The 23,335-nt window shown below is 52.2% G+C and carries 21 protein-coding genes and 1 other annotated feature; of the genes, 12 read left to right on the top strand and 9 right to left on the bottom strand.

All coding sequences use genetic code 11. The features are described from left to right. Positions 1-90 precede the first annotated feature (90 nt). The 8 genes from citG to IG609_RS08385 form a co-directional block, all read right to left on the bottom strand. Entirely contained in the window at positions 91-996 is a 906-nt protein-coding gene (gene citG / locus IG609_RS08420; protein WP_193400455.1) for a triphosphoribosyl-dephospho-CoA synthase CitG, read from the bottom strand. Continuing rightward, on the bottom strand, positions 974-1,501 hold the full coding sequence (citX, locus tag IG609_RS08415) for a citrate lyase holo-[acyl-carrier protein] synthase (RefSeq protein WP_180786579.1): 528 nt from the start codon (positions 1,499-1,501) through the stop codon (positions 974-976). Before citX ends, citG begins: the two co-directional genes overlap by 23 nt. A 26-nt stretch (positions 1,502-1,527) precedes the next feature. Further along, positions 1,528-3,057: a citrate lyase subunit alpha gene (citF, locus tag IG609_RS08410; RefSeq protein WP_193399376.1), complete on the bottom strand. Its 1,530-nt coding sequence runs from the start codon at positions 3,055-3,057 to the stop codon at positions 1,528-1,530. Between the two features lie 53 nt (positions 3,058-3,110). After that, positions 3,111-3,986 (bottom strand): citrate (pro-3S)-lyase subunit beta, encoded by an 876-nt coding sequence (citE, locus tag IG609_RS08405; protein WP_039357952.1) that lies wholly within the window; start codon positions 3,984-3,986, stop codon positions 3,111-3,113. After that, on the bottom strand, positions 3,986-4,276 hold the full coding sequence (citD, locus tag IG609_RS08400) for a citrate lyase acyl carrier protein (protein ID WP_102116282.1): 291 nt from the start codon (positions 4,274-4,276) through the stop codon (positions 3,986-3,988). Before citD ends, citE begins: the two co-directional genes overlap by 1 nt. 23 nt (positions 4,277-4,299) lie before the next feature. Then, on the bottom strand, positions 4,300-5,364 hold the full coding sequence (gene citC, locus IG609_RS08395) for a [citrate (pro-3S)-lyase] ligase (RefSeq protein WP_193399375.1): 1,065 nt from the start codon (positions 5,362-5,364) through the stop codon (positions 4,300-4,302). 87 nt (positions 5,365-5,451) lie between these two features. Next, complete coding sequence (locus IG609_RS08390) at positions 5,452-6,336, bottom strand: fumarylacetoacetate hydrolase family protein (protein WP_193399374.1); 885 nt, start codon at positions 6,334-6,336, stop codon at positions 5,452-5,454. A gap of 116 nt (positions 6,337-6,452) precedes the next feature. Then, positions 6,453-7,823 carry a 2-hydroxycarboxylate transporter family protein gene (locus IG609_RS08385; protein WP_193399373.1) on the bottom strand — a complete coding sequence of 457 codons (1,371 nt, stop codon included), beginning with the start codon at positions 7,821-7,823 and terminating at the stop codon, positions 6,453-6,455. Positions 7,824-8,242: 419 nt separating this feature from the next. On the opposite strand from IG609_RS08385, the gene IG609_RS08380 reads away from it, so the two are divergent. The 4 genes from IG609_RS08380 to IG609_RS08365 all read left to right on the top strand — a co-directional run bounded on the left by IG609_RS08380 (position 8,243) and on the right by IG609_RS08365 (position 15,309). After that, positions 8,243-9,847 (top strand): ATP-binding protein, encoded by a 1,605-nt coding sequence (locus tag IG609_RS08380; protein WP_193400453.1) that lies wholly within the window; start codon positions 8,243-8,245, stop codon positions 9,845-9,847. Positions 9,848-9,942: 95 nt separating this feature from the next. After that, the gene (locus IG609_RS08375; RefSeq protein ID WP_193399371.1) at positions 9,943-10,644 is read left to right on the top strand and encodes a response regulator; all 702 of its coding nucleotides are present in this window, start codon (positions 9,943-9,945) and stop codon (positions 10,642-10,644) included. Positions 10,645-11,103: 459 nt separating this feature from the next. Further along, entirely contained in the window at positions 11,104-13,038 is a 1,935-nt protein-coding gene (locus tag IG609_RS08370) for a methyl-accepting chemotaxis protein (RefSeq protein ID WP_193400451.1), read from the top strand. A 318-nt stretch (positions 13,039-13,356) separates the two neighbouring features. Further along, on the top strand, positions 13,357-15,309 hold the full coding sequence (locus IG609_RS08365) for a methyl-accepting chemotaxis protein (RefSeq protein ID WP_193400449.1): 1,953 nt from the start codon (positions 13,357-13,359) through the stop codon (positions 15,307-15,309). 102 nt (positions 15,310-15,411) lie between these two features. Here IG609_RS08365 and IG609_RS08360 read toward each other — a convergent pair whose 3' ends face one another. Continuing rightward, a complete protein-coding gene (locus tag IG609_RS08360; RefSeq protein ID WP_193400447.1) occupies positions 15,412-16,254 on the bottom strand; it encodes an SDR family oxidoreductase in 843 nt (280 codons plus the stop codon). 281 nt (positions 16,255-16,535) lie between these two features. On the opposite strand from IG609_RS08360, the gene hisL reads away from it, so the two are divergent. The 8 genes from hisL (at position 16,536) to hisF (ending at position 23,281) form a co-directional block, all read left to right on the top strand. Then, positions 16,536-16,583 (top strand): his operon leader peptide, encoded by a 48-nt coding sequence (gene hisL, locus IG609_RS08355; protein ID WP_106389040.1) that lies wholly within the window; start codon positions 16,536-16,538, stop codon positions 16,581-16,583. After that, positions 16,559-16,680: a sequence feature (His leader region), on the top strand. It overlaps the preceding gene by 25 nt. Positions 16,681-16,802: 122 nt before the next feature. Beyond that, positions 16,803-17,702, top strand: a complete 900-nt coding sequence (gene hisG, locus IG609_RS08350) for an ATP phosphoribosyltransferase (protein WP_193399367.1) — start codon at positions 16,803-16,805, stop codon at positions 17,700-17,702. 5 nt (positions 17,703-17,707) lie between these two features. After that, a complete protein-coding gene (gene hisD, locus IG609_RS08345) occupies positions 17,708-19,036 on the top strand; it encodes a histidinol dehydrogenase (RefSeq protein ID WP_193399366.1) in 1,329 nt (442 codons plus the stop codon). Continuing rightward, the gene (gene hisC / locus IG609_RS08340; protein ID WP_193399365.1) at positions 19,033-20,106 is read left to right on the top strand and encodes a histidinol-phosphate transaminase; all 1,074 of its coding nucleotides are present in this window, start codon (positions 19,033-19,035) and stop codon (positions 20,104-20,106) included. Before hisD ends, hisC begins: the two co-directional genes overlap by 4 nt. A gap of 15 nt (positions 20,107-20,121) precedes the next feature. After that, a complete protein-coding gene (hisB, locus tag IG609_RS08335) occupies positions 20,122-21,189 on the top strand; it encodes a bifunctional histidinol-phosphatase/imidazoleglycerol-phosphate dehydratase HisB (protein WP_193399364.1) in 1,068 nt (355 codons plus the stop codon). Then, the gene (hisH, locus tag IG609_RS08330) at positions 21,189-21,779 is read left to right on the top strand and encodes an imidazole glycerol phosphate synthase subunit HisH (RefSeq protein ID WP_193399363.1); all 591 of its coding nucleotides are present in this window, start codon (positions 21,189-21,191) and stop codon (positions 21,777-21,779) included. Before hisB ends, hisH begins: the two co-directional genes overlap by 1 nt. A gap of 6 nt (positions 21,780-21,785) precedes the next feature. Next, positions 21,786-22,523 carry a 1-(5-phosphoribosyl)-5-[(5-phosphoribosylamino)methylideneamino]imidazole-4-carboxamide isomerase gene (gene hisA, locus IG609_RS08325; RefSeq protein WP_193399362.1) on the top strand — a complete coding sequence of 246 codons (738 nt, stop codon included), beginning with the start codon at positions 21,786-21,788 and terminating at the stop codon, positions 22,521-22,523. Then, positions 22,505-23,281: an imidazole glycerol phosphate synthase subunit HisF gene (gene hisF / locus IG609_RS08320; protein WP_193399361.1), complete on the top strand. Its 777-nt coding sequence runs from the start codon at positions 22,505-22,507 to the stop codon at positions 23,279-23,281. The genes hisA and hisF overlap by 19 nt, the downstream gene beginning before the upstream one ends. Positions 23,282-23,335 lie beyond the last annotated feature (54 nt).

Raw genomic sequence — 23,335 nt, 5'->3', positions numbered from 1 at the left:
AATTTAGTGGAACAAGAGGAAAAGTGTTAAGGCGCAGTCAAATAATGAATCGCATCGCTGCCAGCGCCTTTTATCGCACCTGTTCGTTTGCTATTCTGCAGGGTAATGATACAGCAGCCAGGTTAAGGCCAGTAGATCGGCGCTGCCGCCTGGGCTAAGGTTTCTGGCAATCAGCGCGTCGTCCATCTCTCTTAGCGCCTGACGATCCAGCGGACCTGTCAGCAATCTCCGTGCGTAATCTTGCACAAACGCTAATCCGTCCATGCCACCGCGTGAAACGACATTGGTGTCCGGATTGTGGGCCATCAACACCAGCAGCGTCCGTAACAGCGCGGTTTCGTCATCCTCTCCGGCGGCAATAGCCTGAGTCAGGGCGGGCAACGCGTACTGGCATACGGTATTGAACCCACTGGCAGCCTCTCCCCTCGCCCCCGTCAGTCCATGACGCTGATAAAGATGTTCACCCGCCGTCGCTGCACCAGAACATGCCGCTAGCTCATTACGCACCAGATCGTGACACATGGCAGCGACGCTATCGCATAGACTGCGCTGCGTTACACTCTCTCCCCGTCCTGCCAGCCAACCGGCGGCGGTACACAATAGGCCAAATGCGAAAATCCCACCTTTATGGGTATTCACGCCTTTCGTCGCCGACAGCATCGCCTGTTCACAGGCGATGCCGATAGGCCGAACCTGAAACAGCAGTTGCGCTAGCGGTACGCTGGCGTGTTGATAACCCGCCTCGGTAAAATGCCGGAACCAGGGAGAGATCGCCTGAATGCTGGTCTGAAACAGCGCAACATCCATATCGCGGTGAGATCCGTTATTGGCGCGATCCACCAGTCCGGGCTTCGGCGTCAGCATGACTTCCATCGTCAGCGCATTGGCCACCCGTCGGTCGATATCGGGTAACGCGCCGCGTTCCCGATAATCGCCGATTGCGAAACGGGATACTGCGGCCGACAGGATACCGTCAGGCTGGCGTAAAGTAGGCATGAACCTTTTCCTCAATGTGCTCAAGCAGCTCAGGCAGTGAATGGCGACGCGAACGGCTACAGGCGTGTGCCATCTGGTCGCACAATAGGCAGGTGCGCCCGCTGTGCGCCAACATCGACCGGCCAATCGATCCGTCTTCTGGGCTAAAGATGTCGAAATCCCATAGCCGCCCCAGCTCATGGCTATCTTCCAGCGCAATAGTCGCAGCCTTCACGGACAGCGCATCTTTGGTGATCGACCATAGCCCTTCTGCGCCTGTTGCCAGCCAGAGTGTTTGCTGCTCCAGCACCGTCCATCCCCGCTTCTGACACAGCAAGGCAAACGATTTGATAGCTTCGGCCATCACCTGCCGATAGCCTTCGCTATCTTTTATCGGCCCTGGCGTGACCAGCGTCAGCGACACCAACGTCACACCGTGGCGGGCAAGCCACTCTTGTTGGCGAACTGCGCGGCGTTCCTTCGCCGCGAGTAAGGTTTCCAGCGAGATGGAAACAGCATTTGTCATCGTCGATTCCCTCATGCGTTTACCGCTTATTCGTCGGCTTCCTTCACCTGACGAACAACGTCAATTACGCTGCCATCGCGATAGCGAATAACGCCGACGATGCGATCGTGAAACTCGATAGCGCGTGGTTCACCCACCAGCGCAATCGCACGCTCATACAGCGCCTCAATCGTCATCACCGTCAGCCCCGCCTGTTTCAGGCGTTCAGCAACCTCAGGTCGCGCGGGGTTGACGGCAATGCCGTGATCGGTCACCAGTACGTCAATACTTTCTCCCGGTGTAACCCGCGTCGTCACCTGACGCACCACGGTCGGGATGCGGCTACGAATCAACGGCGCAACAACGATGGTCAGGTTCGCTGCCGTCGCGACGTCACAGTGTCCACCGGACGCACCACGCATCACGCCATCGGAGCCGGTGATGACGTTGACATTAAAGTCGGTGTCAATTTCCAGCGCGCTGAGAATCACCATATCCAGTTGATCGCAGCAAGCCGCTTTAGAACTCGGATTGGCATAAACGTTAGTGGAAATCTCGACATGATTCGGGTTCTTTGCCAGCGATGCAGCCGCATTGGCATCGAAACACTGGGTATCGATCAGCTTTTCGATCAGCCCTTTTTCGTGCAGATCGACAATCCCGCCCGTGATGCCGCCGAGGGCGAAGCGTGCCACGATGTTCTGCTGGCGCATTTTATCTTCGAGGAAACGCGTACAGGCCGTCGAGGCCGCGCCGGAGCCGGTCTGGATCGAGAAACCATTTTTGAAATAACCGGCATGTTCAATCACGTCTGCCGCGGAACGGGCAATTAGCAGCTCACGCGGGTTGCTGGTGACGCGCGCCGCGCCTACGCTAATTTTGGCCGGATCGCCGACTTCATCCACCTGAACGATGTAATCCACCTGATCCTGCACAATGCTGGCCGGCATGTTCGGGAACGGCACCAGTGCTTCAGTCAACAGCACTACTTTTCGAGCAAACTGCGCATCGACCATCGCATAGCCCAGTGAGCCGCAACTGGATTTCCCAGTGGTGCCGTTGGCGTTGCCAAATTCATCGCTGCACGGTACCCCGAGGAAAGCGACATCGATATTCAGTTCACCGCTTTGCAGCAAATGGACGCGCCCCCCGTGAGAATGAATCTGTACCGGTTCTTTCATTAATCCATGAGAAATCGCATCGGCCAGCTTGCCACGCATCCCCGAAGTGTAAATCCGGCTGATCACGCCCGCTTTAATGTGGTCGATCAGCGACGCGTTACAGCTCATCAGCGAGCTGGATGCCAATGTCAGATCGCGAAAACCCATGCGAGCCAGCGTCTCAATCACCCGATTAATGACTTTATCGCCTTCGCGGAAATGGTGGTGGAAAGAGATCGTCATCCCGTCTTTCAGTCCGCTGTGACGAATCGCCTCCTCCAGATCGGCGCACAGTTTGCGCTCATGTTTCTGGGCGACATCATTCAGCCACGGCGTATTGTGGTTGGCGTTGACGAAGGGTTGCAGATGACGTTTTTCCGGGTACTGCTTTTGCAGTGCTTCAATAAAATGACTCATTGTCTAATCCTGTAATTCCTGAGAGCGGCCATTGCGGTGTAATCACGCAATGGCTATTTGCGGACGCCGGAGGCCTGAGCACGTTCCAATACTCTTCTGGCGTGGTCGATAATGGGCCCGTCGATCATTTTCCCGTTCAGGGAAATCACGCCCAGGCCGGCACGTTCACCCTCTTCAGCGGCTTTGATCACCAGATGGGAATAGTCCACTTCATCCTGCGTAGGGGCATAAGCGTTGTGTAACAGCTCAATCTGGCGCGGGTTAATCAGGGATTTACCGTTGAAACCCAGTCTGCGGATCAGATCGACCTCTTTCAGGAAGCCCGCATCGTCATTAACATTGGGATAGACCACATCGAAGGCGTCGATACCGGCAGCGCGAGCCGCGTGCAGCACCGCACAACGGGCATAAAACAGTTCCGTACCGTCACCGCGTTCCGTCTGCATATCCATCACATAGTCGAACGCCGCCAGCGCAATTCCGATCATGCGCTCGGAAGAACGGGCAATCGCAACGGCGTTAATCACGCCCACCGCTGACTCAATCGCCGCCATGATGCGCGTGGAGCCGACTTCACGACCACAGGCTTTTTCGATACGAACCAGATGATGTTCCAGCTCATCGACATCGTCGGTGGAGTCAGTTTTTGGCAGGCGGATCACATCGGCACCACCGCGCACAGCAGCTTCCAGATCCAGCAGGCCAAACGGCGTACTGAGCTGGTTGATGCGTACCACGGTTTCAATATCACGGTACATCGGGTGCTGGAGCGCATGGAAAACCAGCAGGCGCGCGGTGTCTTTCTCACGCAGGGAAACCGCATCTTCCAGATCGAACATGATGGAGTCAGGCTTGTAGATAAACGCATTGGACAGCATGGCGGCGTTCGCGCCTGGGAGGAATAACATACTGCGGCGAAGCTTATTCATTACAATTTCTCCCATTCAATCTGCTGTCCATCTGCGGCGCGCAGTACTGCGCTTTGCACGCGAGCACGGATGACACAATCCAGCGCACCTTTGTCATCCACAATGATCGTCCCTTCCTGTACGCCCAGTTCTTTTAGCGTGTCATTCACAACCTGGTTGATTTGGTGGCCGAACTGTTTCATGACTTCGCTGTTGATGACCACGGTGAGTTTCCCGTCAGCCGGTGCCACTTTGACCAGCAAATCGCTGGATTCAAAGGTGCCTGCTAAGGACTCCTTAACAATCTTCATAGACTTATCCTGATTAATTTTAATTACGCGTATTCGGGTTCGTAGTAGCGCTGTAAATGCGCAAAAGTTGAGGCTGGCACGATGTCCTGAATACGGCTGTACTGCCGAAGCTTGAGTAATTTCCTGACTTCCGAAGCGGAAATTGCCAGTCCTGAGGTTTGCCGTTTGCGTTCAATTTCAACCACGCTTAACGCGGGGGAAGACACCGTCTGGTCTTTCTCCAGCCAGTAGTGCATGTCTTGGTTGTACTGATACGTCACCGGGCAAAAGGGTTCGGTGCCGACGAAGCGCTGGGTAATCCCCAGTGCTGGCGCGATATATTTCCTGAAAATGATTAAATCCAGCGCCGCGTGGGCGCGTGTGATCAGCTTCTCTTCCTTCAGGAAGTAGCCGGGAAACGTCGCTTTAGAGATCATGTAGTTCGAACCAGCATGGACTGTCACATTGCGGATAGATTCCACACCGCGCTGTACCATCTCCAGACGTTCACTGAATGGAAAAAAGGACACATCTTCACGCACCACGAAAACGTGCAGCCAGTCACACGACTGCGCCGCATGCTCTGCCAGATAGCGGTGGCCCAGCGTGAAAGGGTTCGCGTTCATCACAATCGCGCCGATTTTTTTATCTGTCCGCGTCGCGAGCGGTTCAGGATGAGCAAAGGCCGCCAAAGACTGGCAATACTGCTGGATGCCAATCGGCGTGTTTTCCATCAGCACCGCGCTGTCCTGATAGCACGCCAGCGGGTAGAAACCACATCCGCGAAAGATGTCGACATTTTCCGGTCGGGTATAGAGAAACAGGTGGAAGTGGCCGCGCTGCGCCGCCTGCTGTATGACTTCATTCACCACCTGCACGCCCAGATTGAGGTGTCTGAATTCAGGATCGACCGCAACGCACTTAATGGTGTTGGCGGCCAGCCCCGCGCAGGCAATCAGCCGCCCGCTCCGTTTGCCAACCACAACGATGTCAATATCGTCATCCATGCCGAGCTGGCAGTATGCAAGGAACTGGCGCACTGCGTCCCTTTCCTGCTCCCGAAGGCGCACATCCAGCGTGTCAAAAAAGACGGAATCATTGGCATACATCACGGTTCTTCCTGCAACTCGAATTATTTAGGCAATCTATTGCAGGCTGCCGGTTTAGCGCCGGCAGCCTGTTACTTACACGACTATTCAGTGCGCGACGGCTTCAGCGGCTGCCGGAACCGATTTCACCGGCACGGCCGCATCCACGATCGTGTTACGCAAATGGCCAATGTTTTCGATTTCAACTTCAATACAATCGCCCGCTTTCATAAACAGCGGCGGATTGCGTTTTTTACCCACGCCGCCCGGTGAACCGGTAATGATCACGTCGCCGGCACTCAGCTCGGTAAAGGTGCTGATGTATTCAATCAATTCCGCCACTTTGTGGATCATGCTGCTGGTATTGTCGTCCTGTACCATGCGGCCATTCAGATACGTGCGGATCGCCAGCACATGCGGATCGGGAATTTCATCCGTAGTGGTCAGATAAGGGCCAAACGCACCCGTTTTCTGCCAGTTTTTGCCAGCGGTAAACCAGCTGTGCTGCCAGTCACGCGCAGAACCATCCATGTAGCAGCTGTAGCCTGCGACATGAGAGAGCGCGACATCCTGAGCAATATTCTGTCCGCCTTTACCGATAACGACCGCCAGCTCGCCTTCATAATCAAACTCGCTGGAATAATGCGGTTTGATCACCGGCGTCGCATGTCCAGTTTGTGAATCCGCAAAGCGCACAAATAATGTTGGTGCAGGATTTTCTTCATTAAATTCATGACGTTTAGCGGCGTAATTCATCCCCACGCACAGTATTTTCCCTGGAGCGGTAATAACCGGTAAGAACGTCACATCCGCAACCGGAATATCCGGCGTACTCATACTGAATTCCTGTGCCACGTGTAACGCATTCTGTGCCAGCAGTGTTTTCAGATCGGGGTAACGGTGACCAATTTTACCGCCGAGATCGATTAACCCCGTTGGCGTATAAATGCCGTAACTGTCCTTACCGTTATAACGATAGCTTGCAAGTTTCATAATATTTCCTATGCAAAATAAACCCACGCGCAGTGGCGGTTTTTATTCTGTTAACTCAGCTCATTCTTCAACGTAATACTTATTTAACTCAGCGACTTTTTATTTTCTGAATGACATCAGACTAAAAAGTTGGCGAGCACGAGCAGTGAAATCGAAACGTTAATCGCACCGCCGATACGCGTAGCAATCTGCGCGAATGGCATCAGCACCATACGGTTACCTGCCGTCAGAATCGCGACGTCACCGGTACCGCCCTGTCCGCTCTGGCAGCAGGAAATAATGGCAACATCAATCGGGTGCATACCGATTTTTCTACCCACAAAGAAGCCGGTCGCGACTAACGTCACCACGGTAGAAATAATCACCAGCAGGTTTTGAATCGTAAACGCGTTCACCAGTTCCTGCCATGGCGTAATCGCCACGCCAACGGCAAACAGAATCGGATACGTCACAGAGGTCTGGAAGAATTTGTAAACGACCTGAGAACCTTCCAGCATTTTCGGTGAAACACCGTGAGCCAGCTTCACCAGCACCGCCGCGAACAGCATGCCAACCGGTGCAGGCAGGCCGATGACTTTGTGACCAAGCATACCCACCATGTACAGCAGGATTGCCAGCAGCGCGCCAGACGCTATCGTCGTGACATCGGCTTTGCCGCTAAAGGCTGAAACCGGAGTGCTGCTTGCGCCGCTACCCAGACTATTATCTTTATTTGGCATCAGTTCGCCTTCACCGGTCAGGTGTGGAAAGCGTTTACCCAACTGATTCAGCACACCAGCAAGAATGATCGCGGTCAGGCTACCCAACATGACGATAGGCAAAACGCGCCCCAGCGCAACGCCCTGATCCATATGCAGAATCGTGGCATAGCCGATAGACAGCGGGATAGCGCCTTCACCCACCCCGCCCGCCATAATCGGCAGAATCAGGAAGAAGAAGATTTGGAATGGATCCAGACCGAGCGCCATACCTACACCCATGCCCACCAGCATCCCAGCAACTTCACCGCACAGCATAGGGAAGAAAATACGCAGGAAGCCCTGAATCAGCGTCTGCCGATTCATACTCATGATGCTGCCGACAATAATGCAGCAGATGTAGAGATACAGGATGTTGGTACTTTTATAGAATTTGGTCGTGGATTCAACGACAACGTCCGGCAGCAGGCCGTAATGCACCATCGCCGAGGGGATAAAGGTCGCACAGATTGCCGCCGCCCCCATCTTGCCGATAATCGGCAGACGTTTACCAAATTCACCACAGGCGAACCCGAAGAATGCCAGCGTAGCGACCATCACGACGATGTCGCTCGGCAACTTGCCACTCAGGCAGTCGATGCCGATTAATACCCCCGCCAGCACAAAGAGCGGCACAGGAATAATACCTACTTTATAGGTATCCAGAACATGCCACCATTTTTCCTTTAATGAGGCCTTCCCAGCCGCCTCATTATTTACCACAATATATGAATCATCAGTCGTGCTCATAACTCTGTCCCCGTTTTATTTTGTCCGCGCATCATAGGGGGCGGGAACATATTATTATGTGATTCTCTTCAAATTAAAAAACGAGTTTTAAAGGCGTTTATGGTTTTTATGGTTTATATTAGAAAATCGTTTATTACACAGTCGATTAGATGATTTTACGTTCAGAATAAATTTTACGGTTTCTATGGAGTTTATGGTTTTTATTTCCTAAAAATGACTATGTTGGTAAAAAGTAATTAAGTTGTTTATTAAACAAAACAGAGTCGTTTAATTTTATCTATTTATTACTACCTTCATATTGATAACAACATATTTAAACGTGTTATTGCTCACAAGTTTTTTCCTCTCAGCCCATTCTTATTACCATTCGTGATAAATTTACCAGCTATTTTTCGTTCACTGGCAGGCTACCGCACATCATGAGAGTGAGACTTTCCTTTCATATCAAATTATTTATCTATTTGATCGTCTTCTTCTCTTCGTTACTTCTGATGACGGGCATTTATTATTATCACGATATTGACAAGCAGCTGTATTCAGAGCTGGGTACGCGCGCGCAGGTACAGGCCAGAGAAATCGCCATCATTCCCTCCTTGGTTGAATCAGTGAAGAATAAAGATATCAAACAGATAGATGCACTCGTTCAACAGTTAAAGCAGCGCAGCGATGCCAGCTATATTGTGATCGGGGATAATCAGGCGCGTCATCTGTTTCATTCTGAATACGCGGAAAGTGACAAGCTCGTAGGCACGCAGATGGTGGGCGGCGATAACTTCGACGTATTAGCGGGAAAAAGCGTGATCACCGTGCGCCACGGCAGCATAGGCGTATCACTACGCAGCAAGGCGCCAATCGTGGCTGACGGTCAGGTCATTGGTATTGTTTCCGTCGGTTATTTGAAAACCCACATCGATAACCTGACATTCAGTAAGCTGGCGCATATTCTGCTGGCGATTCTGGCGATGTTTGTCGCGCTGTTTCTCTTTTCCTGGTGGTTCTCGCGTAATCTAAAGAAACAAATGTTTGGTCTCGAACCGCTTGAGATTCGTATGTTGGTCAGGCAGCAGAAGGCGCTGCTCGAATCGATCTACGAAGGGGTGATCGCCATCGATAAGCAGCACCGTGTTGCCGCCATTAACCATGCGGCCAAAGAAATCCTCGGGCTGAACGAACCGTCCTATCTGTTGCGCGGCAAGCCGATTGATACCGTCATTAAGCCTGTGCCCTTTTTCTCCGGCGAGGCTATGTGGAACAGCGACACCCACGATGAAATCTGCCGTTTTAACCACGCCACCGTGATTGCCAGCCGAGTGCGGATCATGCTGGAGGATGAGCTTCAGGGCTGGGTCATCAGCTTCCGCAGTAAAAACGATATCCACACACTTAGCATGCAGCTCAGTCAGGTAAAACGTTACGCGAATAGTCTGCGCATTTTGCGCCATGAACAGTTGAACTGGACGGCGACGCTGGCCGGGCTGCTACACCTAAAACGCTATGACGAAGCCATCAAATATATTGAAGCGCAGTCCGAAAGCGCGCAGGTGGTGCTGGATTTTGTGTCGCGCCGCTTCTGTTCACCCGCGCTGTGCGGGCTGCTGCTGGGCAAATACGCGACGGCACGGGAAAAAGGCATTGAGATTGTTTTCGATCCACGCTGCCAACTTACCCATATTCCACCGGCGCTGAGCGAAACGGAACTGATGTCCATCATTGGTAATTTGCTGGACAACGCGATGGAAGCCACATTAGCCACCACCGCACCACATTATCCTGTCGAGGTGTATATCTATGACAGCGAACAAGAATTGGTCATTGAAGTCGCCGATCAAGGGACGGGTATCGATCCGGCCATTGCCGATAACCTGTTTGAAATCGGCGTGACCAGTAAAACGCAGGGCGATCACGGGCTGGGGCTGCATCTGGTTGCCAGCTACGTCAATCAGGCTCAGGGAATGATCGAAGTCTCGGCCAACCAGCCGAATGGCAGCATATTTTCCCTATTTATTCCGATGTCCCCCCAATAATTTGAGCGGCGCGTAGTGAACAACGCACAGGCCGCTTGAGGTATAACGGACACACTATTTTATTTATAATTCAGAGACTAACAGGGATTCACACCATGCAGCACACTGAACATTTCGATGTCTTAATCGTTGAAGATGAAAGTAAGCTGGCAAATATTCATGCTGAATTTATTGAAAAACATTTCAATCTGCGTGTCGTCGGGATTGCCGCTACACTTTTTGAAGCCAAAAAGCTCCTTCAGCAGCACAGGCCGCGCCTGATCCTGCTGGATAACTATTTACCTGACGGCGAAGGGGTTTCGCTGATTGAAAGCCAACTGCTCAAAGGAATGAACTGTTCCGTCATCTTCATTACCGCCGCCAGCGATATGAATACCTGCGCTCAGGCGATTCGCTGCGGGGCCTTTGACTACATTATCAAACCGCTCTCCTACCCACGGCTGCGCTCTTCGCTGGAACGATTTATTCAATTCGTGAAAACTCAGCACACTTACAAAATTGTCGATCAGCAGAACGTAGATATTCTCTATCAGTTGCAATCGTCAGGCGCAGTTTCCTCCTCATCAGCGAAAGGCATTGAAGAGAACACGCTGGGGCTGATCAAGCAGATTTTTGCCAACGATGGCGGCGATACACTCTATTCTGTCGATGATATCGTCGAAAAAACCGGACTCAGTAAAACGACGGCGCGCCGCTATCTGGAGTTCTGCGTTGAAAATCATTTCCTCGATATCGAAATGCGTTACGGCAAGATTGGTCACCCACGTCGGCTGTATCGCACAAAAAGCACCCACTAGATCCCCCCCTATCCTATGACGGTGAGATTAGCCGTCATAGGGCTTTCAGCACAGCCAGACAACAATGTACGATAAAAAATTGAGATGAAAATCCGCTAACGTAATAACGTCATGCACTACTCAGCGCACCTTACCTATATTAATTCCAAACTTAACCATTCGTTATTTTTACCCTGCTTATATTTCAAAAAAATTCTAAATTATCCCGTTTCTTCTCAAGCTTTTAAAAATAATCATAGTTCCCTGTATTTATCTCTACAGCGGTTACCGTAACGCAGATTGGTAATTCGACCAGCGGTTGCAGTGCAGTTGTCCAACAATACGAGAGAAGCCTCACAAATTATTATTCGTTTCTTTACTCACACTAAAAAAAACCACTATAAATCCGATAAGCATTATGGGTCATATACGCTATTAATTCGTTACCCGACACCAGTAATTCATCCCCGGAGAGACGTCATGTTCTTAGCCAAAAAAATCAGAAATCTTAAAATATCCCAAAAATTGTATCTTGGGTTTGGGGTGATCTTGCTACTGGTCATCATTGCATCGCTACTGAGCGCAGGTCGCTTCAGAGAAATTCGTGATATCTATGAAAAAACCAATCTTATTTACAACATCAACATCGAAGTCTTTCAGGCCAAAATAAATCGCCTGAAGTATTTTTACTCGTATGAAGAGAAGTCACGTGAAACTATGGCGGGCTTCGTTAAACATGCTTCAGAGTTAACCACTGAAGCGAAAACGCTCTCATGGAGTCCGGAAGGCGCTCCCCTCGTCAACGATCTCGGCCAGAATCTGACCGAATTCCAGAACGCAATCACCGAGATGGGGAAATCCACGCAGCGCGTGGTAGAAAATCGCGACAAAATCAGCGCCGCCAACGGGCAAAACATTACCGCGGATTTTTACGCCAAACTGCGCCAGCAGCCTTCTGATAGCGTAACGCAATATCAGGCTGAAGATTTGGCAACGCAGGTTTCAGAACTCAAGCAGTTATCCTATGAGTTGCAGCTTAAGCAAAATGCCGATGCCGCGAAGAAGCTCGATGAGGCTTTTGGTCGTTTTGACAGCAACTACCAGGCCGCCACTGCGGCACTGACGCCTGAACAGCAGGTCGCCGCAGAGGGCCTGCGAAGCTATGTCACCAGCTATAAAAAGCTCAACGCTGACTACTTCCAGAGCGTCAACAATCTGAAAAAAGCCGAAGACGGCGTGAAGGTCGGCGGGGATAAAAGCAGCGCCTCTATTAAAGCGCTTATCGCTATCGTCAAAGAGAAGAATGATGCACTGGCATACGGTTCCGCTACCATCACGATGATCATTGGCCTCATCGCCGTCGTGATCGGCATTATCATTTCGCTGCTGATTACCCGCCAAATCACCCGCCCCGTGATTCACAACCTTTCTCTGGCGGAAAAAATCGCCGCAGGCGATCTGACGTCAACGATCGTGGCTGACCGCGATGATGAATTGGGTCAGCTAACATCCGCCATGGGAAGAATGAACGAGAAGCTGCGCCATATGATCAGCGATGTGCGTGACAGCGTGGACAGCGTGTCCACCTCTGCGGCCAAGATTGCCGCGGGTAACAGCGACCTCTCCTCGCGCACCGAGCAGCAGTCTGCCGCTGTGGTAGAAACTGCCGCCAGCATGGAAGAACTGACGTCGACCGTGAAAAACAACGCCGAAAACGCCAAACAAGCGAGCCAAATCAGTACTGAAGCCTCGCAAAATGCGCACAAAGGCGGCGAAGTGGTTCGGGATGTGGTGGATACGATGTCAGGGATTTCAGACAGCTCACGAAAGATTGCCGACATCACCGCCGTTATCAACAGCATTGCTTTCCAGACCAATATTCTGGCGCTTAACGCCGCCGTAGAGGCAGCACGAGCCGGTGAACAAGGTCGCGGGTTTGCCGTAGTTGCCAGCGAGGTGCGGACGCTTTCTCAACGCACATCGCAAGCGGCAAAAGAAATCGCCAGCCTGATATCTGAATCGGTGTCGCGTATTAATGTGGGCACTCAGTTGGTAGCCAATGCGGGAACGGCGATGGATCAGATTGTCTCTTCTGTCTCGCGGGTTAACGACATCATGGGGGAAATTGCCTCTGCCTCCGATGAGCAAAGCCGTGGTATTGAGCAAATTTCTCGCGCCATCAGCGAACTAGATACCACCACGCAGCAGAATGCGGCACTGGTAATGGAATCCTCAATCTCCGCTAACTCGCTGGAAGAACAGTCTGCGATACTGGAAAGCATGGTAGCGAACTTCCGCCTGTCCGATCACGAGGGGCGCAAACCCAAAGCCAATCTCTCCGGTTTGCCGCCACAGCAGAAACGCCTGCCACCTGCATCAAAACAGTCGCAGGATTCAGGCTGGACAACGTTCTAACGTTAGATCCTTCAGCCCTGATATGACGTCAGGGCTGAATTCAATGATCAATAAATCGTTAAATAATCAGTAAGCTACGTTGTTTTGGATGTATCCCCATAAAACACTGTGCATTTGCACAGCCCGCCTTGATATCCATCACAAAATGTTATTATCCCCTACTCTGGCACTAACATCGCGATAAGAAAGCCCGATAACTCATAGTAGCTAGAAATGAAACCGTCGTGAAAAATGACGTCGTTATTAACCGTGAAATAATCGTTAGCAATAAAACCGTGATCATTATTACTAATAAATCGTCCTACATGGAGAGTTATAATGCAGAATCTTGCCAGTCGAATCCGTAACACAAAAATCGCACATAAACTGTATGCGGGATTTGGCATTATTTTATTACTCGTTATTGTTGCCTCATCGCTTAGTACAAAAAGATTTAAAGACATCAAAGATATCTATGAGAAAACCAATCTTATTTACAGCATCAATATTGAGGTGTTTCAGGCAAAAATAAATCGTGTTAAATATTTCTATGCCCCTGATGAAAAGACAAAAGATATTCTGGCGAAATTCGTTAAAAGCGCGACAGACTTAACAGACAGTGCAAAAACGCTGGCCTGGAGCACCGATGAGTTAGGCCACATCAACAGCTTAAAAGAAAACTTAGAAGGCTTTCAGACATCGGTATCCGCAATGTCTGTTGCAACACAAAAAGCGGTTGCTATTCAGGGAAAAATAAATCAACTCCATGCACAAGCCACGCTGGAACCTGTTGCACAGACCATTCATAGCACCAGTTCATTCCCCGATAATGATGCCTATTACGCGATTAGCAGACTCGCTTTCTTGTTAAGTGAAGTGCAAAAGCTGAGTTATGAGCTGCAAATAACAAAAGATGAGAAAACCGTCACTGCACTGAATAACCGTTATGCGGAAACGGAATCAGCCTATCAGGCCTTACCGATTTTACCTGCCGATCTGAAAGGTCAGGCTGACGCATTACGCAATTACATCAAACAATATCAACAGATTAACGCAGACTATTACACCGCTTTCGATGACGTGAAAAAAGCAGAGTATTTGGTCATGAGAGCAGGAACGAAAAGCAGCGCAGACATCAACGCGCTGACGGCCATTATCAAAGCGAAAAACGATGAACTGGCCTATAACTCCGCAACCATTACCATGATTATCGGTCTCATCGCCGTCATCATCGGTATCATTATTTCGATCTACATCACCCGGATTATTACCCGCCCCATCATCCATAACCTGTCGCTGGCGGAACGTATTGCCAGTGGCGATCTCACCACCTCGATTCAGACCGATCGCCACGATGAACTGGGGCGGCTTACCCACGCAATGGGGACGATGAATGAACAACTGCGCCACGTTATCTCCGAAGTGCGGGACAGCGTCGGTAGCGTCAGCCAGTCGGCAAGCAAAATTGCCACAGGCAATAGCGATCTGTCTTCACGTACCGAGCAGCAGTCGGCCGCCGTAGTTGAAACCGCGGCTAGCATGGAAGAACTGACGTCAACGGTGAAAAACAACGCCGACAACGCCAAGCATGCTAGCCAAATCGCTGCCGATGCCTCCAAGAATGCGCTGAAAGGCGGTGAGGTCGTGAAACAGGTGGTGACGACCATGGACAATATCGCGGCCAGCTCCAAAAAAATCGCTGACATCACCAGCGTCATCAACAGTATTGCCTTCCAGACTAACATTCTGGCGCTGAACGCCGCGGTAGAAGCTGCACGCGCCGGTGAACAAGGGCGCGGTTTTGCCGTGGTGGCTGGCGAAGTCCGCAATTTGGCACAACGCAGTGCGCAGGCAGCCAAAGACATCGCAGCGTTGATTTCAGAATCGGTCGAACGCACCAATGCGGGTAGCCATCTTGTGGCCGTTGCCGGAGATACGATGGAACAAATCGTCGATTCCGTTTCCCGCGTGAACGACATCATGGGGGAAATTTCCTCTGCTTCTGAGGAACAGAGCCGAGGTATTGGGCAAATCGCGCAGGCGATCGGCGAGTTGGATACCACCACGCAGCAGAACGCGTCGCTGGTGATGGAATCGTCCATTGCCGCCAATTCGCTGGAAGAGCAGGCGGTACTGCTAGAGAAGTTGCTCGAACACTTCCGCGTGTCTCAATCCGACATCCGATCCGCTTCACTTGCGTCATCCTCTACGCCACGCCACGCGTTGCCAAAACGGGTGTCAACGGCAGACAAAAAATCCGCGTCGTCAGAAAGCGACTGGACGTCATTTTAAGGCCTCAAGCCCGGATGCGTCACACACATCCGGGTTTATCAGAAAATCTATAGTGGCCTCAAAAAAAATCGGGGTATCAACACAAACCAGCACGCATTGTGGTTAGCGCGACAAGCCCTCGTTCAACGGCATTGTTGAGGGATTAGGGTACTGATACTCAAACCCGAGTTCATGGCAGATACGCTGCCCATCAACAATTTTCCCCTGAGCGCTGTCGGTTATGGGCGCAAACTGCGGCAGAGACAGGTGCAATCTACGCGCCTGTTCAGGGTAAAAATCCTGTCTGGCAGGATGTTCTGGCGCACACAGGTTATAGATATGCCCACCGTTCGGAAGCTTAAGCAGCAGCAGGATCGCTGCCAGCACATCTTCCTGATGCACCAGATTCACACCATGGTTACCGCGCGGCAGATTGGTTTTGCCCGCAAGGAAACGTCCGGGATGGCGTTCACCGCCGACCAGCCCCGCAAGACGCAAGATATCCACCGAAGTATCAGGTAGATGCTGCAACCACTGTTCGAGGGACACCAGCGTTTTCCCTGCTACCGTCGTCGGCTGTAGCGGCGAGTGTTCTTTTGCCGTGCCGCTGCTATCGCCATAAACCGAGGTTGAACTGGTGAAGATAATACGCGGAACATGAAACACACGCGCCATATTTACCAATTGCTGTACCGCTTGCGCATACCCTTCGCCCCCTTCCGCCGTTCGGCTAGCGGGCAAGGTCACGATCAACACGTCAACCTGTAGTAATGCGCTAAGCTCGTCTGCGTCGCATTCCAGTTCAGGCGTCAGCGCCAGTTGATAGCACTCAATGCCGCTCATTCGCGCGGCTTCCACGCCATCCTGAGTAGTTTTCGTCCCTGTCACGTGGTAGCCGTGCCCATTCAGCGCCAGAGCTAGCGGCATACCCAGCCAGCCCAATCCCACAATCGATACTTTTTTCATCAGCCGTTCTCCCCTGCAAGGAGCCTGTTAATTAACATCACGCACCGCCTACAGAGTAAACGGCTTTCATGCCCATCGCTACAGAGCCTGTCCGATTTCAGCAACGCTTTCTGTCTATCCAGGCCGATATCTCGTGCAATTAGGCAGACGCATCACGTAACCAAAACGAACTTTCCCACATCTGCTAAAAAAATGTTGCACAACAACCCGAACATGGTTTAGGTTATTCGACAGAAATCATTATTCATTTAATAAATACTGACACAACAAAGAGACACTGTATGACACGCGTTCTGTTTAACCACCATCATCACCATCATCCTGATTAGTCTTTCGGGCAGTTGGTGCTGGAAGACGTTAAGATCTTCCAGTGGCGCAGAACACAAAGAGAGCCCTCGGAAGATCATCTTCCGAGGGTTTTTTTATGCGCGCCATCCTTGAGCGCACCTTGCAGGCCGTTGCTATGCAACGTTAAAAGACGTTCCCGACGTTTTTTTATGCTCGATCTATTTCCAAAAATTTAAATTTGACAGGTTAATGAGGTTTCCATGCTGGATAAAACACGTTTACGGATAGCAATGCAGAAGTCAGGCCGCCTGAGCGACGATTCACGCGAACTGCTGGCGCGCTGCGGGATCAAAATCAACTTACAGCAACAGCGTCTGATTGCGTTTGCAGAAAATATGCCGATTGATATCCTGCGCGTACGCGATGACGATATCCCCGGTCTGGTCATGGATGGTGTGGTCGACCTGGGCATTATCGGCGAAAACGTGCTGGAAGAAGAGCTGTTAAACCGTCGTGCACAGGGCGAAGATCCGCGTTACTTCACGCTGCGCCGTCTGGATTTCGGCGGCTGCCGCCTGTCGCTGGCGATGCCGCTGGATGAAGCCTATACTGGTCCTGAATGTCTGCACAACAAACGTATCGCCACCTCTTATCCTCACCTGCTCAAACAATATCTCGACAGACAATCTGTCAATTTCAAATCCTGTCTGCTCAACGGTTCCGTCGAAGTGGCTCCGCGCGCCGGCTTGGCCGATGCCATCTGCGATTTGGTATCAACCGGTGCCACGCTGGAAGCCAACGGCCTGCGCGAAGTCGAAGTGATTTACCGTTCTAAAGCCTGCCTGATTCAGCGCGACGGCGAGATGCCAGAAGAGAAACAGCAGCTAATCGATAAACTGCTGACCCGTATGCAAGGCGTGATTCAGGCGCGTGAATCGAAATACATCATGCTGCACGCGCCTAGCGAACGTCTGGACGAAATCATTGCCCTGTTGCCTGGTGCCGAGCGCCCGACCATTCTGCCACTGGCCGGCGATCAACGTCGTGTTGCCATGCACATGGTCAGCAGCGAAACGCTGTTCTGGGAAACGATGGAAAAGCTGAAATCGTTGGGTGCCAGCTCTATTCTGGTCCTGCCTATTGAAAAAATGATGGAGTGATGACGATGGCTGATAACACCAACAGCACTGGCAGCTTCAGCACGCTCGTTGACTGGCAGCGCTGTTCAGCAGAAGAGCAGCGTCAGTTACTCACTCGTCCGGCAATTTCTGCGTCAGACCGCATTACCGCTATCGTGAGCGATATTTTGGCAAACGTGAAAAGCCGTGGTGATAGCGCGTTACGTGACTACAGTGCACAGTTCGATAAGGTTCAGGTGAATGCGATTCGCATCACCGAGGCTGAGATCGCCGCTGCCTCCGCTCGTCTGGGCGATGACGTCAAACAGGCGATGGCGATCGCCGTGCGTAATATCGAGACATTCCACAACGCGCAAAAACTGCCGATTGTCGATATCGAAACGCAGCCAGGCGTGCGTTGCCAGCAGCTCACTCGTCCTATCGCAACCGTCGGTCTGTATATTCCTGGCGGCTCTGCCCCGCTGCCGTCGACCGTGCTGATGTTGGGAACACCTTCGCGCATCGCTGGCTGTGGTCGTGTCGTGCTGTGTTCACCGCCGCCGATTGCCGATGAAATTCTGTATGCTGCACAGCTGTGCGGCATTAAAGAAGTCTTTCAGCTCGGCGGCGCGCAAGCGATTGCTGCGATGGCATTTGGCACCGAGAGCGTGCCGAAAGTGGATAAGATTTTTGGCCCCGGCAACGCCTATGTGACGGAAGCCAAGCGTCAGGTTAGCCAGCAGCTCGATGGCGCGGCTATTGATATGCCCGCTGGGCCATCCGAAGTTCTGGTGATCGCAGACAGCGGCGCGACGCCCGCGTTTGTCGCTTCCGACCTGTTATCACAGGCAGAGCACGGTCCGGATTCACAGGTCATCCTGCTTACACCGGACGCAGCAATGGCCAAAGCCGTAGCCGATGCCGTTGAAGAGCAACTCACGCAACTGTCCCGTGCAGATATCGCACGTCAGGCGCTTGCCAGCAGTCGCGTCATCGTTGCGCGTGATTTGGCACAGTGCATTGAAATCAGCAATCAATATGGTCCAGAGCACTTGATCATCCAGACGCGCGACGCAGAGTCACTGGTTGATAGCATCACCAGCGCGGGTTCAGTTTTCCTTGGCGACTGGTCACCGGAATCCGCTGGCGACTACGCCTCCGGCACCAACCACGTTCTGCCGACCTATGGCTATACCTCGACCTATTCAAGCCTGGGACTGGCCGATTTCCAGAAACGCATGACCGTACAGCAGCTCACGCCGCAGGGGTTACTGCAACTGGCGCCGACCATAGAAATATTGGCACAGGCCGAACAGCTGACTGCCCACAAAAACGCCGTTACCCTGCGTGTTGCAGCACTGAAGGAGCAAGCATGAGCAACATTGAAGAACTGGCACGTGCGAACGTCCGTGCGTTGACCCCCTACCAATCTGCCCGTCGTCTGGGCGGTAACGGCGATGTCTGGTTGAATGCCAATGAATATCCTGAAGCACCAGAATTTCAATTAACGCTGCAAACGCTAAACCGCTACCCGGAATGTCAGCCAGTCGCGGTGATCAGCCGTTACGCTGAATATGCTGGCGTAACGCCGGAGCAGGTTCTGGTCAGCCGCGGTGCCGACGAAGGTATCGAGCTGCTGATCCGCGCGTTCTGCGAACCGGGGAAAGATGCCATCCTGTTCTGTCCGCCAACCTACGGCATGTACGCCGTCAGCGCTGAGACGTTTGGCGTCGAACGTCGCACCGTAGCCAGTAAAGCAGACTGGCAGTTGGATCTCGATGCGATTGAAGCACAGTTAGACGGCACCAAAGTCATTTACGTATGCAGCCCAAATAACCCAACCGGCAACCTGATTGCACGGGAGGATTTACGCCAGTTGCTCACGCTGGCACAGGGCAAAGCGCTGGTCGTTATCGATGAGGCCTACATCGAATTCTGTCCGCAGGCGTCCACCGCAGTCTGGCTAAGCGAGTTTCCTCATTTGGTGATTCTGCGTACCCTGTCAAAAGCCTTTTCACTCGCGGGGCTGCGCTGTGGCTTCACGCTGGCGAACCCTGAAGTGATTCAGCTTCTGCTGAAGGTGATTGCCCCTTATCCGCTGTCCACTCCGGTGGCAGATATCGCCGCGCAGGCGCTGAGTCACGAAGGGATCGCAAAAATGAAGGCGAATGTTGAGGAAATTACCTCCGCTCGCCGCTGGCTGAGCGATGCCTTAAAAGACATTCCCTGCATTGAAGAAATCTTCCCCAGCGAGAGCAACTATTTGCTGGTGCGCTTTACCGCTTCGCCTTCTGTATTTAAAACGCTGTGGGATCAGGGCATTATTCTGCGTGACCAAAATAAGCAACCGAGCCTCGCAGGCTGTTTGCGCATTACTATCGGCAACCGCTACGAATGTGAACGCGTTGTTGCTGCATTACAATCATTGCCGAGCATCAACGCTTAATTTTAAGGAGCTCACGTGGGCCAGAAATACCTCTTTATCGACCGTGACGGAACATTGATTGCTGAACCGCCTGAGGATTTCCAGGTTGACCGTCTGGATAAACTGGCGCTGGAACCAGATGTCATTCCCTCGCTGCTGGCACTGCAAAAAGCGGGCTATACGCTGGTGATGATCACTAATCAGGATGGTCTGGGAACCGAGAGCTTTCCGCAGGAAACCTTCGATCCACCGCACAACCTGATGATGCAGATTCTGACATCGCAGGGCATCCAGTTTGAGCACGTGTTGATTTGCCCGCATCTGCCGGCGGATAACTGCACCTGCCGCAAGCCCAAGACTGAACTGGTCACTGCCTATTTGAATAATGGCCTGATGGATGTGGCGAATAGCTACGTCATCGGCGATCGCCAGACCGATATCCAACTGGCACAAAATATGGGCATAACCGGCCTCCTCTACCAACGCGGTGCACTGAATTGGCAAGCGATTACCAACCAGTTAACCAAGCGTAACCGCCACGCACATGTCAACCGCGTCACGCGTGAAACCGCAATTGACGTGAACGTCTGGCTGGATCAGGAAGGCGGCAGCAAGATCAACACCGGCGTCGGCTTCTTCGATCATATGCTGGATCAAATCGCCACCCACGGAGGGTTCCGCATGAACATTGAAGTGAAAGGCGACCTGTACATTGACGATCACCACACGGTGGAAGATACCGGTCTGGCACTGGGCGAAGCCCTGAACAAAGCGCTGGGCGACAAACGCGGCATTGGCCGTTTTGGCTTCGTCCTACCGATGGATGAGTGTCTGGCACGCTGTGCGCTGGATATTTCAGGCCGTCCGCATCTGGAATACAAAGCGGAGTTCAGCTACCAGCGCGTCGGCGATCTGAGTACGGAAATGGTCGAACACTTCTTCCGTTCACTGTCTTACTCCATGGCCTGTACGCTGCACCTGAAAACCAAAGGACGCAACGATCATCACCGTGTGGAAAGCCTGTTCAAAGTCTTCGGACGCACGCTGCGTCAGGCCATTCGCGTCGAGGGTGACACGCTGCCGAGCTCGAAAGGAGTGCTCTGATGAAGGTCGTCATTCTTGATACTGGCTGCGCTAACCTCTCTTCGGTGACCTACGCCGTGCAGCGGTTGGGGTATACGCCCGTTGTAAGCCGTGAGGCCGAGATTGTCCTGCAAGCGGACAAGCTGTTTCTGCCAGGTGTTGGCACCGCGCAGGCGGCGATGAATCAATTGGAAGAGCGCAACCTGATTGCGTTGATCAAGGCCTGTACCCAACCCGTGCTCGGTATTTGCCTCGGCATGCAGTTGCTGGGCACAAACAGCGACGAAAACGGTGGCATCCCCACGTTGGGGATTGTCGACACGCCAGTGAAAAAGATGGTTGACCACGGCTTACCGCTACCGCATATGGGCTGGAACCAGGTCATTCCGAAGGCCGGGCATCGTTTGTTCCGCGATATCGATGACGGAGCCTATTTCTATTTCGTTCACAGCTATGCCATGCCGGTCTGCGAAAACACGATTGCACAAGCCAACTATGGCGAAGCCTTCACCGCCGCGCTGGAAAAAGATAACTTCTTTGGCGTGCAGTTCCACCCTGAGCGTTCGGGTGCTGCGGGCGCGCAGCTGCTGAAAAACTTTCTGGAGATGTAGAACGTCATGATTATTCCCGCATTAGATCTGATTGATGGACAGGTTGTCCGTCTGCATCAGGGTGATTATGGCCAACAGCGCCAGTATGGTAGCGATCCGCTTCCCCGCTTGCAGGATTATCAGCAACAAGGGGCTGGCGTGTTGCATTTGGTGGATTTGACCGGTGCAAAAGATCCTTCTGCCCGCCAAATCCCCTTGTTAACCACGCTGTTGGCAGGCGTTAGCGTACCGGTTCAAATCGGCGGCGGTATCCGCACCGAACAGGACGTGGAAACGTTATTAAAAGCCGGTGCCAGCCGTGTCGTTATCGGCTCCACCGCCGTTAAGCAGCCGGAACTCGTTCAGCAGTGGTTCACCCGCTACGGCGCAGAAGCGCTGGTGCTGGCATTGGATGTTCGTATCGACGCCAACGGCACGAAGTTCGTCGCCATCAGCGGCTGGCAGGAAAATTCAGACGCCACGCTTGAACAGGTCGTCGAACAATATCTGCCGTTTGGCCTGAAGCATGTACTGTGCACAGATATTTCCCGTGACGGTACGCTGAGCGGTTCCAACGTCGAACTCTATCGTGAAATCTGTCAGCGCTATCCACAGATTGCCTTTCAGGCATCCGGCGGCATCGGTAATCTGACGGATATCGCCAACTTACGCGGCAGCGGTGTGCAGGGCGTGATCGTGGGTCGTGCGCTGCTGGAAGGTAAATTCAACGTCGCGGAGGCTATTTCATGCTGGCAAAACGGATAATTCCCTGTCTGGACGTGCGTAACGGTCAGGTCGTCAAAGGCGTACAGTTCCGCAACCACGAAATCATCGGCGACATCGTCCCACTGGCACAGCGCTACGCGCAGGAAGGAGCCGATGAGTTAGTCTTTTATGATATCACCGCCTCTTCCGACGGCCGTGTGGTCGATAAAAGCTGGGTATCCCGCGTCGCGGAAGTGATTGATATTCCTTTCTGCGTAGCGGGGGGCATTAAAAGCGTGGAAGAAGCCGGTCAAATCCTCTCTTTCGGCGCGGATAAAATCTCCATCAATTCACCGGCGCTGGCCGATCCAGAGCTGATTACTCGTCTGGCCGATCGTTATGGCGTGCAGTGCATCGTCGTCGGGATTGATACCTGGCACGATGCTGTGACGGGCCGCTACCATGTCAATCAGTACACCGGCGATGAAGCGCGCACCAAAGTCACCACCTGGGAAACGCTGGATTGGGTTGAAGAAGTGCAAAAGCGTGGCGCGGGAGAGATTGTCCTGAACATGATGAATCAGGACGGCGTGCGCAACGGCTACGATTTACATCAGTTAAATCTGGTGCGTGATATCTGTCATGTCCCGCTTATTGCTTCCGGCGGCGCAGGCACCATGGAACATTTTCTGGATGCATTCCAAACCGCCCACGTTGATGGCGCGCTGGCTGCATCGGTGTTTCACAAGCAAATTATTAATATTGGCGAACTGAAACAATATCTTAAGCAACAGGGTGTGGAGATTCGAGTGTGTTAAGCGAAGCAGTTTTTCTAAACGACGAACAACGAAACCAACTCGATTGGGAAAAAA

The sequence above is a fragment of the Pectobacterium quasiaquaticum genome (genome assembly GCF_014946775.2).
Classification (GTDB): Bacteria; Pseudomonadota; Gammaproteobacteria; order Enterobacterales; family Enterobacteriaceae; genus Pectobacterium; species Pectobacterium aquaticum.
The sequence above is the reverse complement of the archived record's forward strand: the minus strand, read 5'-3'. Positions and strand labels throughout refer to the sequence as shown.

Excerpts from the sequence above, each read along its gene's own strand:
- hisF (WP_193399361.1), top strand. The coding sequence starts at position 22,505 with ATGCTGGCAAAACGGATAATTCCCTGTCTGGACGTGCGTAACGGTCAG.
- IG609_RS08370 (WP_193400451.1), top strand. The coding sequence starts at position 11,104 with ATGTTCTTAGCCAAAAAAATCAGAAATCTTAAAATATCCCAAAAATTG.
- citF (WP_193399376.1), bottom strand. The coding sequence starts at position 3,057 with ATGAGTCATTTTATTGAAGCACTGCAAAAGCAGTACCCGGAAAAACGT.
- hisA (WP_193399362.1), top strand. The coding sequence starts at position 21,786 with ATGATTATTCCCGCATTAGATCTGATTGATGGACAGGTTGTCCGTCTG.
- IG609_RS08375 (WP_193399371.1), top strand. The coding sequence starts at position 9,943 with ATGCAGCACACTGAACATTTCGATGTCTTAATCGTTGAAGATGAAAGT.
- citE (WP_039357952.1), bottom strand. The coding sequence starts at position 3,986 with ATGAATAAGCTTCGCCGCAGTATGTTATTCCTCCCAGGCGCGAACGCC.
- citD (WP_102116282.1), bottom strand. The coding sequence starts at position 4,276 with ATGAAGATTGTTAAGGAGTCCTTAGCAGGCACCTTTGAATCCAGCGAT.
- IG609_RS08380 (WP_193400453.1), top strand. The coding sequence starts at position 8,243 with ATGAGAGTGAGACTTTCCTTTCATATCAAATTATTTATCTATTTGATC.
- hisH (WP_193399363.1), top strand. The coding sequence starts at position 21,189 with ATGAAGGTCGTCATTCTTGATACTGGCTGCGCTAACCTCTCTTCGGTG.
- citG (WP_193400455.1), bottom strand. The coding sequence starts at position 996 with ATGCCTACTTTACGCCAGCCTGACGGTATCCTGTCGGCCGCAGTATCC.
- hisD (WP_193399366.1), top strand. The coding sequence starts at position 17,708 with ATGGCTGATAACACCAACAGCACTGGCAGCTTCAGCACGCTCGTTGAC.
- hisC (WP_193399365.1), top strand. The coding sequence starts at position 19,033 with ATGAGCAACATTGAAGAACTGGCACGTGCGAACGTCCGTGCGTTGACC.
- hisG (WP_193399367.1), top strand. The coding sequence starts at position 16,803 with ATGCTGGATAAAACACGTTTACGGATAGCAATGCAGAAGTCAGGCCGC.
- IG609_RS08365 (WP_193400449.1), top strand. The coding sequence starts at position 13,357 with ATGCAGAATCTTGCCAGTCGAATCCGTAACACAAAAATCGCACATAAA.
- IG609_RS08385 (WP_193399373.1), bottom strand. The coding sequence starts at position 7,823 with ATGAGCACGACTGATGATTCATATATTGTGGTAAATAATGAGGCGGCT.
- IG609_RS08360 (WP_193400447.1), bottom strand. The coding sequence starts at position 16,254 with ATGAAAAAAGTATCGATTGTGGGATTGGGCTGGCTGGGTATGCCGCTA.
- citX (WP_180786579.1), bottom strand. The coding sequence starts at position 1,501 with ATGACAAATGCTGTTTCCATCTCGCTGGAAACCTTACTCGCGGCGAAG.
- citC (WP_193399375.1), bottom strand. The coding sequence starts at position 5,364 with ATGTATGCCAATGATTCCGTCTTTTTTGACACGCTGGATGTGCGCCTT.
- IG609_RS08390 (WP_193399374.1), bottom strand. The coding sequence starts at position 6,336 with ATGAAACTTGCAAGCTATCGTTATAACGGTAAGGACAGTTACGGCATT.